Origin of the sequence: Rhizobium sp. BK619, from assembly GCF_014195245.1 — a bacterium.
In the GTDB taxonomy this organism is placed as follows: Bacteria; Pseudomonadota; Alphaproteobacteria; order Rhizobiales; family Rhizobiaceae; genus Rhizobium; species Rhizobium acidisoli.
This window is the reverse complement of record NZ_JACIBH010000005.1, coordinates 106,324-117,723: the sequence shown is the minus strand read 5'-3', so window position 1 is coordinate 117,723 and position 11,400 is coordinate 106,324. Positions and strand designations below refer to the sequence as shown.

Annotated in this window: 11 protein-coding genes; 7 read left to right on the top strand and 4 right to left on the bottom strand. The window is 60.5% G+C overall.

Annotated features, from left to right (window positions below):
• Positions 1–50: 50 nt before the first annotated feature.
• Positions 51–1,712: an alpha-amylase family protein gene (locus tag FHX14_RS10900; RefSeq protein ID WP_003586266.1), complete on the bottom strand. Its 1,662-nt coding sequence runs from the start codon at positions 1,710–1,712 to the stop codon at positions 51–53.
• Between the two features lie 201 nt (positions 1,713–1,913).
• On the opposite strand from FHX14_RS10900, the gene FHX14_RS10895 reads away from it, so the two are divergent.
• On the top strand, positions 1,914–2,195 hold the full coding sequence (locus tag FHX14_RS10895) for a hypothetical protein (RefSeq protein WP_012557788.1): 282 nt from the start codon (positions 1,914–1,916) through the stop codon (positions 2,193–2,195).
• A 78-nt stretch (positions 2,196–2,273) separates the two neighbouring features.
• On the opposite strand, the gene tyrS is transcribed toward FHX14_RS10895, so the two are convergent.
• Entirely contained in the window at positions 2,274–3,530 is a 1,257-nt protein-coding gene (gene tyrS, locus FHX14_RS10890) for a tyrosine--tRNA ligase (protein ID WP_184377107.1), read from the bottom strand.
• 131 nt (positions 3,531–3,661) lie between these two features.
• Here tyrS and FHX14_RS10885 point away from each other — a divergent pair, with 131 nt between their 5' ends.
• Both FHX14_RS10885 and FHX14_RS10880 read left to right on the top strand, forming a co-directional pair.
• A complete protein-coding gene (locus FHX14_RS10885; RefSeq protein WP_003586269.1) occupies positions 3,662–4,780 on the top strand; it encodes an anhydro-N-acetylmuramic acid kinase in 1,119 nt (372 codons plus the stop codon).
• The gene (locus tag FHX14_RS10880; RefSeq protein ID WP_012557786.1) at positions 4,777–5,301 is read left to right on the top strand and encodes a GNAT family N-acetyltransferase; all 525 of its coding nucleotides are present in this window, start codon (positions 4,777–4,779) and stop codon (positions 5,299–5,301) included. Before FHX14_RS10885 ends, FHX14_RS10880 begins: the two co-directional genes overlap by 4 nt.
• Here the strand turns inward: FHX14_RS10880 and FHX14_RS10875 are convergent.
• Complete coding sequence (locus FHX14_RS10875; protein ID WP_184377106.1) at positions 5,298–6,473, bottom strand: acyltransferase; 1,176 nt, start codon at positions 6,471–6,473, stop codon at positions 5,298–5,300. The genes FHX14_RS10880 and FHX14_RS10875 overlap by 4 nt on opposite strands.
• A gap of 140 nt (positions 6,474–6,613) precedes the next feature.
• Entirely contained in the window at positions 6,614–7,291 is a 678-nt protein-coding gene (locus tag FHX14_RS10870) for an alpha/beta hydrolase (protein WP_003568896.1), read from the bottom strand.
• 216 nt (positions 7,292–7,507) lie between these two features.
• Between FHX14_RS10870 and FHX14_RS10865 the strand changes: the two genes are divergently transcribed.
• From FHX14_RS10865 to sufC, 4 genes are all read left to right on the top strand, one after another.
• Complete coding sequence (locus tag FHX14_RS10865) at positions 7,508–8,674, top strand: cysteine desulfurase family protein (protein ID WP_184377105.1); 1,167 nt, start codon at positions 7,508–7,510, stop codon at positions 8,672–8,674.
• Positions 8,675–8,842: 168 nt separating this feature from the next.
• A complete protein-coding gene (sufB, locus tag FHX14_RS10860) occupies positions 8,843–10,312 on the top strand; it encodes a Fe-S cluster assembly protein SufB (RefSeq protein WP_184377104.1) in 1,470 nt (489 codons plus the stop codon).
• A 1-nt stretch (position 10,313) separates the two neighbouring features.
• Positions 10,314–10,547 (top strand): hypothetical protein, encoded by a 234-nt coding sequence (locus FHX14_RS10855; protein WP_184377103.1) that lies wholly within the window; start codon positions 10,314–10,316, stop codon positions 10,545–10,547.
• Positions 10,548–10,627: 80 nt separating this feature from the next.
• Positions 10,628–11,383, top strand: a complete 756-nt coding sequence (gene sufC, locus FHX14_RS10850) for a Fe-S cluster assembly ATPase SufC (protein ID WP_037073856.1) — start codon at positions 10,628–10,630, stop codon at positions 11,381–11,383.
• The last annotated feature ends 17 nt before the right edge of the window (positions 11,384–11,400 follow it).

Below are 11,400 nucleotides of genomic sequence, written 5' to 3'. Positions count from 1 at the left end.
TGATGCATGTCGTTATCCCGGAACCGCTGCACACTTGCGGGCGACATGCATTAAATCTCCTTGCGCCTGAGGAGATAGTCGAGGCCGCCGACGCGATACCAGCGGTAGCCGTAGGCATCGAGCCTGACGGTGTGAAAGCCTTTCTCGTCCGCATCGCTGCTCGCGCCATCGGCGATGTCGATCAGCTGTCGTCCGTCTTCGCCGACATCGGGATCGAAGGTCACTTCTGCCGGCTGCGCATGCAGATTGTGCAGGATCAGCACGGAATTACCGCGCCAGTCGTAACGAAGCGCCAGCACGCCGTCGTCACCCGTGTCGACCACGGAGAAATCGCCCCAGCCGATCTCCGGGGCTTCCTTGCGCATCCGGATCATTCGTTCGGTCCAGTTCAGCAGCGAGTTTGGATCGCGCCGCTGTTCGGCGACGTTGACATGCTGGAAACCGTAGGGGCCGTCCTTAATGACAGGCGAGACAGGCTTTCCACTCTTGGTGAAACCGCCTTCCGGTTCCGTCGACCACTGCATCGGCGTGCGGGCGCAATTGCGTTCCGGCAAGGCCAGATCGTCGCCCATACCGATCTCGTCGCCGTAGCGGATGACAGGCGTTCCGGGCAGCGAAAACAGCAAGCTGTAGGCCATCTCGATCCTGCGGCGGTCGCCGCCGAGCATCGGCGCCAGCCGACGGCGAATGCCCCTGTCGTAAAGCTGCATGTCCTTTTCGGGTCCGAAAGCGGCAAAGACCGCGCCGCGCTGCTTTTCCGACAGCCGGCCGAGATCCAGTTCGTCGTGATTGCGCAGAAAAAGACCCCATTGGGCGGTGGCCGGGCGCGGTTTCGTCGTCTCCATCGCCTTCTTCAGCGGCCGCGTATCGGCGCTGGCGAGAGCATAAAACAGTGCCTGATTGACCTGAAAATTGAACATCATCTGCATGCGGTCGCCGTCGTCGCCGAAATATTCGAAATTGTCCTTCGGCAGGATATTGGCCTCGGCGAGAATGATGGAATCGCCCAGGCGCCATTGCAGGAATTCGCGAAACTTCCTCAGCATGTCGAACTGCTCGACGGGCTTGGAAACGTCTGCGCCTTTCGTCGCGATTATGAAGGGGGCGGCATCCATCCGGAAGCCGGAGACGCCGAGCTGGATCCAGAAGCCCATGATCTTGAGGATCTCGGCCTGCACCTCGGGATTGGAGGTGTTGAGATCGGGCTGGTGGTCGTAGAAGCGGTGAAAATAATAGGCCCTGGCCTTTTCGTCATGGGTCCAGGTGGTTTTCTGGACGCCGGGGAAGACCATGCCCTGATCGGCATTCGCAGGTTTTTTCTCAGACCAGACGTACCAGTCGCGATAGCGTGAGTGCGGGTCGCTCCTGGCGTCTTGAAACCAGGGATGGTCCTTGGAGGTGTGGTTGATCACCAGGTCGATCAGCACGCGGATACCGCGCTGCTTGGCGCCATGGGTGAATTCGACGAAATCGCCGAGCGAACCGTAGCGCGGGTCGACATTGTAATAGTCGGAAACATCATAGCCGTCGTCGCGGCCGGGCGACGTCTGGAAGGGCATCAGCCAGATCGCCGTCACGCCAAGGCCGGAGAGATAATCGAGGCGCCGCATCAGCCCCTGAAAATCACCGACGCCGTCACCGTTCGCATCCATGAAGGTCTCGACCGAGAGACAGTAGATGACGGCGTTCTTATACCAGAGGTCGTTGATCATGCCGGCGCTCCAATTCAATCTGGTCGCAAATCCCGGCGGGCGGAAAAGGTTCCGATAAAGCGGTCATTGTCGTGCGGCTTATCCGCTGATTCAGACCTATACCGTCCAGTCGGGCAATGATGCTTTGCCTCTTTTAGGTAATTCTGATGTAATGCGGCTTCCGGCCAGCAAATAATGGTCGGGGCGATGTCGGAGGATGCCATGCAGTGCGCTCGGACAGTCTCTTTCCTATCGGTCGCGGTGATCGCCGCCGCAACTGGCGAGGCTTCGCATTCTGCAGAAAAGAGCGACCGGCTGAGGCCAACCGAGCTCATTCGTTCCGCCCATGTGCTGACGGTTCCTCTCGACGCGACGGTGACGCCGCCGACCTTCTCGATCAGCTGGTGGTCACGCGTGACGCGCGCGCCAGACGCCAATCCGCCTCCCTATGTCTTCCAGGAGGCTGAACGAATGGACGCGATTTCTCGGCCCGGAGTTGAGTGAGGATTGCCCTTCAGGAGTTGGACAAAGAAAAAGCCGGCGCGGACGCCGGCTTTAATATCCGTTCGACACTCAATCCGCTTACGCGGCGCGGCGGATCAGGATGTGCTTCTTTTTACCCAGCGAGAGCTTGATGACGCCGTCGGCGGTGATTTCACTGCTGCCGATCAGACGGCGTTCGTCGCTGACCGCCTCGTCGTTGACGCGGACCGCGCCGCCCTGGACGTGGCGGCGGGCTTCGCCGTTCGAGCCGGCAAGGCCGGCGCGGACCATCAGCGAGAGCAGGCCGATGCCGCTGTCGAGTTCGGTGGCAGGGATATCGACCGACGGCAGGTTTTCCGAGAGCCCGCCTTCTTCGAAGGTCTTGCGCGCCGTTTCCGCGGCCTGCTCGGCGGCCGGGCGGCCGTGCAGGATTGTGGTAACTTCGGTTGCCAGGATCTTCTTGACCTCGTTCAGCTCCGAACCGCCGAGTGCCGAAAGACGGGCGATTTCATCCATCGGCAGCGTGGTGAAGAGCTTGAGGAAGCGCGGCACGTCGGCATCCTCGGTGTTGCGCCAATATTGCCAGAAGTCATAGACGGGGAGCAGGTCGGCATTCAGCCAGACCGCGCCGGACGCCGACTTGCCCATCTTGGCGCCGGATGACGTCGTCAGCAGCGGCGAAGTCAGCGCGTAGAGCTGCTGTGTCCCCATGCGGTGACCGAGATCGATGCCGTTGACGATATTGCCCCACTGATCCGATCCGCCCATCTGCAGACGGCAGTCGTAGCGCTTGGCAAGCTCGACGAAGTCGTAGGCCTGGAGGATCATGTAGTTGAATTCCAGGAAGGACAGCGACTGTTCGCGGTCAAGGCGCGTCTTCACGCTGTCGAAGGACAGCATGCGGTTGACCGAGAAATGACGGCCGACATCGCGCAGGAACTCGAGGTAATTCAACGAACGCAGCCATTCGGCATTGTTGATCATCAGCGCGGCGTTGCCTTGCTTGTCGTAATCGAGATAGTTCGAGAAGCAGTTCTTGATCGAGGCGATATTCTGCTCGATCGTGTCGATCGTCATCAGCTGGCGGGCTTCCTCCTTGAAGGAGGGGTCGCCGACCATGCCGGTGCCGCCGCCCATCAGCGAAATCGGGCGGTGGCCCGTCGCCTGCAGCCAGTGCAGCATCATGATCTGGGTGAGATGACCGACATGGAGGCTGGATGCCGTCGGGTCGTAGCCGATATAGGCCGTCACGGTTTCCTTGGCGAACATATCGTCGAGGCCACGTTCATCGGAGACCTGATGAATGAAGCCGCGCTCTTTCAGCGTGCGGAGGAAATCGGACTTGAACTCGGACATGGCTTTCGTCTCTTGGTGTCTGCGCTTGACCCATATGGCTTTACGCAAGTTCGTTGTTGTTGATCTGTCGCGGCGCGTTTAGCACTGTTTTTATAAAAGTGCATCCGGGAATCGCATGGGAGACAAGCCTGATGGATGTCATCAGAACCGCGATCGGCCTGATGAGCGGCACGTCGATGGATGGAATCGACGTGGCGCTGATCAAGACCGACGGCCGCGGCTTCATCGAGCGCGGGCCGTTCCTGGGCGTGCCCTATGAGGCCGATTTCCGCGGGCGGCTGAAACGGGCGCTGGAACTGGCGCGGCCGCTGACCGACAGGAACGGCCGCCCCGCTGAACTTCGCGACATCGAGCTTGAGTTGACCCAACGGCATGCAATTGCCGTTACGGCATTCCTGGAGCGTTTCGGGCTTGCTGCCGATGCCGTCGATGTTCTCGGCTTCCATGGCCAGACGGTGCTTCACCGGCCCGACGATGGGCTGACGATCCAGATCGGCGACGGCGAAGAATTGGCGCGCCGAACCGGCATACCGGTGGTCTATGACATGCGCGCCAACGATATGGTTCATGGCGGCCAGGGCGCGCCGCTGGTGCCGGCCTATCATGCTGCACTTGCCGGTAAATTCCAGCAGGCCGGGCAGGCGGTCTGTTTCGTCAATATCGGCGGCATCTCCAATCTGACCTTCATCGGCACGGACGGGCGAATATCGGCCTTCGACAGCGGCCCGGGCAATACGCTGATCGACCAGTGGGTGGAGATGCAGACCGGCAGAACCTACGATCCCGGCGGCGAGATCGCCGGACGCGGCAAGGTCGTGGCCGCCCTGGCGGAGCGTTATCTTGATAACCCATTCTTCCGCGGCAATGTCCGCCGTTCGCTCGATCGCGGCGATTTCGCGCCGCTGCGGGACGGCGAGGCGAGCCTCGAAGACGGCGCCCGGACGCTCGCGCATGTCGCTGCCGCCTCGATCATCAAATCCGCCAGCTTCCTGTCCGAGACGCCGGCGACCTTTATCGTCTGCGGCGGCGGGCGGCTGAATGCCACTGTGATGGCGGAGTTTTCAGCCATGGCCGAAGCACTGGGATCGCATGTGTCGACCGCCGAGCAGGCCGGCTTCGATGGCGACGCTATGGAGGCCGAGGCCTGGGCCTATCTCGCCGTCCGCTCGCTGGACGGGCTGCCATTGACATTTCCCGGCACGACGGGGGTCACCGCCCCCGTCAGCGGTGGGATGCTCGCAAGGCCATGAGCGAGAGGGTGATCCTGAAGACGCTGCGGCTTAGCTTCGTCATGTGGGATGAAGGCGATGCACCCCTGGTGCAGCAGCTGCATTCGACGATGGCGACGACCCGATACCTTCCCGGCAAGGCGCCGTGGAGCCTTGAGAAGGCCGAGGAGCGGCTGCGGGGCTGGTTCGAGGAGCAGGCACGCGACGGCACGACAAAATACAAGCTCCTTGCCGAAGACGGCAGCTTCGTCGGCCGCGCCGGCATTTCGCGGTTCAGGAGCGAACAATTCGAACTCGGTTATTCTCTGCGCAAGGCGGCCTGGGGCAAGGGCCTTGCGACCGAGGCTGCAGGCGCGCTGGCCGGCTGGTTCTTCGAACGGCAGTTTGCAGCAGGTTTTATCGCCTTCACGCATCCTCAAAACCTCGCCTCGCAGCGGGTCCTCACGAAGATCGGCATGCGTGAACGCGCGCCGATCCTGATCGATGGAGTGCTTGATACGGCTTTCGAACTCACCGCCGATATGCGGCCGGCAAAGCCCTAACTCTTTACCGCGACTGGCCGGATATTGGATCCGCGCCCAGCCTGATTGCCATCCTCGACGCCTCTGACCTGGGCGATGAACGAGAACTTCTTGCGAAGGCCGAGGATCGGCTTCTCGATGAAATGCCAGGACAGGACCGCGACGGCGAGGGCCGAGGGCAAGCCGACGAGATAGAGCGCCAGGGCGCCATATTTCGGATAGAGAAAGACCGTGGGGAACGAGCTGATCCAGATCTGCAAGAACGGATCGTGGTAGAGATAGACGCCGTAGGAATAGTCGCCTTTCCTGAAAAAGGCGGGGATGGGCACTTCCGTCAGACCGATGAAGACGGTGATATAGACAAGGGAAGTGATGACGATCGGCCGGTTGATCACCGACTCCACTGCGCGGCTGTCGAGCGTGACAATGGCGACGGCGCAAACCAGGCAGGCGGCGGCAAATAGCCAGCGGGAATGCGGAATGACCGCTTTGAACTGAAAAGCGACGATGCCCATCATGAACGCCGTTATCAGCTGCGAACCCCGGCTCATGAACAGGAAGCGCGCGATCGGCTTGATCGAGCCTGGGAACAGATAGGGCATCTTCTGCACGATCAGGCCGATGACGATATAGGCGGCCGTCACGGCGAGCAGCTTATAGCGCGTCTTCACGATGGCGGTGACCATCAGGAACGACATGATGATGTAGCAGAAGATTTCCCAGGGAACCGTCCAGAGCGCGCCGTTGACACGCTGGCTGGGATTGTCCTGGAAGACACCCGGCAGCTCGTAATGGATCCAGCCGACGATATTCAGGAAGTATTTGAAAAATCGCGGATCGGTAAAATAGTCGGCGTGATAGACGACCGTGATGATCGGCCCGATGATCAGCGAACAAACGACGATATCGACGGCCAATGCCGGGACGATGCGCAAGCCGCGATTGATCAGGAAATTCCGCAGGCTCAGGCGTTGGGCGCTGCCGGCGATCAGAAATCCGCTCAATGCGAAAAACATCGGAACAAGAGCGTATTCGGTAAACCAGAATACCGAGCCTCTGATGAAGGCATCATTCCTTGTCAGCAAAAAGGAATGGGTCAATACGATAGAAAAGGCGAGCCCAATTCGAAGAAAGTCGAACCCCGGACCGATACCCCTATACTTATCCAGGACTTCCCCGAACGACTTGGTCATTACGGACCTCGCTTTAGTTAGGATCGCGAGGAACCTACCGCACTGCAATATAGATTGCAACACGGTAGGTGATCTGTTCCGGCACAATCGACCCAAGCGACCTGGATCGTGCCGAGCTGGATGGTTTCGGCGCTGTGAGGTCAGCGGATCCGCTTGGCGGCCGGCTCCGGCACCAGCTCGCCGTTCAGGCGGCGATCGAGGTAGTCCTCGCATTCGCCCATCAGCGTTTCCACCTGGCCGTTGAAGAAGTGGTTGGCGTTGGAAACGGTGCGGTGGGTAATCAGAATGCCCTTCTGGGTCTTCAGCTTCTCCACAAGGCCGTTGACGTCCTTTTCCGGCGCGACCTTGTCGGCCTCGCCGTTGATGATCAGGCCGGAGGAGGGGCAGGGCGCCAGGAAGGAGAAGTCGTAAGTGTTCGGCTGCGGAGCGATCGACATGAAGCCTTCGATCTCCGGCCGGCGCATCAAGAGCTGCATGCCGATCCAGGAACCGAAGGAATAACCGGCGACCCAACAGGTCTTCGAATCAGGGTGCAGGCTCTGCACCCAGTCGAGCGCCGAGGCGGCATCCGAGAGTTCGCCGGCGCCGTGGTCGAATTCGCCCTGGCTGCGGCCGATGCCCCGGAAATTGAAGCGCAGCGTCGTGAACCCGCGCTTCTGGAACATATAGAAGAGCTGGTAGACGATCTGATTGTTCATCGTGCCGCCGAACTGCGGATGCGGATGCAGAATCAGGGCGATGGGCGCGCTTTTTTCCTTGGAGGGCTGGTAGCGGCCTTCAAGACGGCCGGCTGGGCCGTTGAAAATAACTTCGGGCATTGGTACTCCGGGTTTTATTTCGCGTTCGCGCTGCGTCGGACGACAACATGACTTGACTAGTGTTGTCAGCTTTTCTAAAACGCAGTTTAGAACAATTCGAAACTTGCATGGCGATCCACGCATCGTGAATGTGTCATAAGGCAAGCCCGGCGGAAATTTCAAGAAAAATGAACCGCGGGTGCTGAAGCAAGCTCGTTAAGCGCAGGACTGAAGATCATGGCGCCGCCACGCCTTTATCTCGACTGGAATGCCACAGCGCCGCTGCACCCTGCAGCACGCGAGGCGATCATGCGCGCCATCGACATATTCGGCAATCCGAATTCCGTTCACGGCGAAGGCCGTGCCGCCCGCGCCGCAATCGAATGTGCACGGCGCAAAGTGGCGGCGCTGGTCGGCACCGACGCCGGCAATGTGATCTTTACCAGCGGCGCCACCGAGGCCGCCAATCTGGTGCTGACACCGGATTTCCGCATGGGCCGCACGCCGCTTCAGCTCGGCCGCCTCTACTTCTCGGCAATCGAGCATCCGGCGGTGCGCGAAGGCGGCCGCTTCGCCAGAGAGAAGATGACCGAGATCCCGGTCACGTCAGACGGCATCGTCGATCTCGATGCGCTTGGTCTGCTGCTTGATGCACATGACAAGGCCGCCGGCCTGCCGATGGTCGCCATCATGCTCGTCAACAACGAGACCGGCATCGTCCAGCCTGTGGAGGCGGCGGCAAAGATCGTCCACGCTCATGGCGGGCTCTTCGTCGTCGATGCCGTTCAGGCGGCCGGCCGCATAGGGCTCGACATCGGCAGGATCGGCGCCGATTTCATGATCGTCTCCTCGCACAAGATCGGCGGGCCGAAGGGTGCCGGCGCGTTGATTGCCCGCGGCGAGGCGCTGATGCCGCGGCCACTGATCCAGGGTGGCGGCCAGGAGCGGGGTCACCGGTCGGGGACACAGAATTCACTGGCGCTGATCGGCTTCGGCGCGGCGGCGGAAGCTGCGGCCGACGAGCTCGAGGCACGCAATGCGGCAATCGGCGCGTTGCGCGAGCGGCTGGAAGCCGGCATGCGTCAGGCGGCAACCGATGTGGTGATCCATGGCGAAGGCGGCGAGCGTGTCGCCAACACGATCTTCTTCACTTTGCCGGGGTTGAAGGCCGAGACTGGGCAGATCGCATTCGATCTCGAAGGTGTAGCGCTTTCGGCGGGCTCGGCCTGCTCATCCGGCCGGCTCGGCGAAAGCCATGTGCTGACGGCGATGGGGCGCGACGCCAAGCTCGGGGGCTTACGTATCTCGCTCGGCTTTTCGACGACGGAAGAGGATATCGACCGGGCGATTGCCGCTTTTGCGAAGATCGCCTGCCGGCGCAGGTCGGCGGGCGAGGCGGCCTGACCGCGTCATAAACTTGCGGAAACGCAAATTTCTGCTTGCCAACCGGGCTGAAAAGTCCCTTTTGGCCTCTTACATCAAGGGCAGGAATTTGCCCGACATCAGGGGCAAGAGAATTGCCCATGCGCTACAAGCTGCCGGACCTTGGATCCGGCGAGATTGGAGAATGAAATGGCTGCCGTGCAGGAAACGATCGACCAGGTCCGCCTGATCGATGTCGACCAGTACAAATACGGTTTCGAGACCGTTATCGAAATGGACAAGGCGCCGAAAGGCCTGTCCGAGGACATCATCCGCTTCATTTCGGCCAAGAAGCAGGAGCCGGAATGGATGCTGGAATGGCGCCTCGAGGCCTATCGCCGCTGGCTAACGCTGGAAGAGCCGACCTGGGCGCGCGTCGACTATCCGAAGATCGATTTCAACGACATCTATTATTACGCCGCGCCGAAGAGCACGCCGGGTCCGAAGTCGCTCGACGAGGTCGATCCGGAGCTGCTCAAGGTCTATGAGAAGCTCGGCATCCCGCTGCGTGAGCAGGAGATCCTGGCCGGCGTCGAGAAGCCGAGGATTGCCGTCGACGCCGTCTTCGACAGCGTCTCGGTCGTCACCACCTTCAAGGCCGAGCTGAAGAAGGCCGGCGTGATCTTCATGTCGATCTCCGAAGCGATCCGCGAATATCCCGATCTCGTCCGGAAATATCTCGGCTCGGTCGTGCCGACCTCGGATAATTATTACGCGACGCTGAATTCGGCTGTTTTCACCGACGGCTCTTTCGTCTTCGTGCCAAAGGGCGTTCGCTGCCCGATGGAGCTTTCCACCTATTTCCGCATCAACGAGAAGGGCACCGGCCAGTTCGAGCGCACGCTGATCATCGCGGAAGAGGGCGCCTACGTCTCCTATCTCGAAGGTTGCACGGCGCCGCAGCGCGACGAAAACCAGCTGCATGCCGCCGTGGTCGAGCTCGTTGCGCTCGACGATGCCGAGATCAAATATTCCACCGTCCAGAACTGGTATCCTGGTGACAAGGAAGGCAAGGGCGGCATCTACAACTTCGTCACCAAGCGCGGCGATTGCCGCGGCGACCGGTCGAAGATCTCGTGGACGCAGGTTGAAACCGGCTCGGCGATCACCTGGAAATATCCGTCCTGCATTCTGCGCGGGGATGACAGCCGCGGCGAGTTCTATTCCATCGCCGTCTCCAACGGCCATCAGCAGATCGACAGCGGCACCAAGATGATCCATCTCGGCAAGAACACGTCGAGCCGCATCGTCTCCAAGGGCATCGCCGCCGGCGTTTCCAACAACACCTATCGCGGCCAGGTATCGGCCCACCGCAAGGCTTCGAATGCGCGCAACTTCACCCAGTGCGACTCGCTGTTGATCGGCGACAAGTGCGGCGCCCATACCGTGCCCTACATCGAGGCGAAGAACTCGACGGCGCAGTTCGAGCATGAAGCGACGACCTCGAAGATCTCCGAGGACCAGCTGTTCTATTGCCTGCAACGCGGCATCCCCACCGAAGCGGCGATCGCGCTGATCGTCAACGGCTTCGTCAAGGAAGTGCTGCAGGAATTGCCAATGGAATTTGCCGTCGAGGCGCAGAAGCTGATCAGCATTTCGCTTGAGGGCTCGGTGGGCTGACATGAGCGAGGCGGACAAGAAGCGTATTCTTGAACGTCTGGAGAATATGCGCGGGGAGATATTGGCGAAAATTCGCCCCCGCGAGCAAAAAAACGAGACAGAAAAGCCGCCGGAGCAGCCTTACGTGTTTCTCCAGCAGCGCATGGAAAAACCAGGAAAGATTATTCAGATTTTCGAATGGTTTTGGCTCGTAACGCTCACGGTTTTCCGTGTCATTCGGTTTTTGGCGCGATAGCGCCGAGCACAACATGTCGATGTCCTTAGAAATTACGCGAGGCTCCGATGAGCTACGCAGAGAAAACGCAGGAACCAAAGATGCTTGAAATCAGAAACCTCCATGCCCGCATTGCCGAAGACGGCACTGAGATCATCCGTGGCCTGAATCTGACGGTGAAGGCCGGCGAAGTGGCCGCGATCATGGGGCCGAACGGCTCCGGCAAGTCGACGCTCTCCTACGTGCTGTCCGGCCGCAGCGACTACGAAGTCACCGAGGGCGACATTCTCTATAATGGCGAGAGCATTCTTGAGCTCGATCCGGCCGAACGCGCCGCCAAGGGTGTCTTCCTCGCCTTCCAGTATCCTGTGGAAATTCCGGGCGTCGCCACCATGCAGTTCCTGAAGGTGGCGATGAACGAGCAGCGCAAGGCGCGGGGCGAGGACGAGCTGACGACGCCGGATTTCATGCGCCGCGTCAAGGATGCCGCCGGCAAACTGCAGATCAACACCGAGATGCTGAAGCGGCCGCTCAATGTCGGCTTTTCCGGCGGCGAGAAGAAGCGGGCCGAGATCCTGCAGATGGCGCTGCTGGAGCCGAAGCTCTGCGTGCTCGACGAAACCGATTCCGGCCTCGACATCGACGCGCTGAAGATCGTTGCCGATGGTGTCAACGCACTGCGTTCGCCTGATCGCGCCGTCGTCGTCATCACCCACTACCAGCGCCTGCTCGACTATATCGTGCCGGATACCGTCCACGTGCTCTACAAGGGCCAGGTGATCAAGTCTGGCGACAAGACGCTGGCGCATGAGCTGGAAGCCAATGGTTATGCCGACATCATCGGCGCGGCGGCCTGATCTCGGGTGGAAAGGAC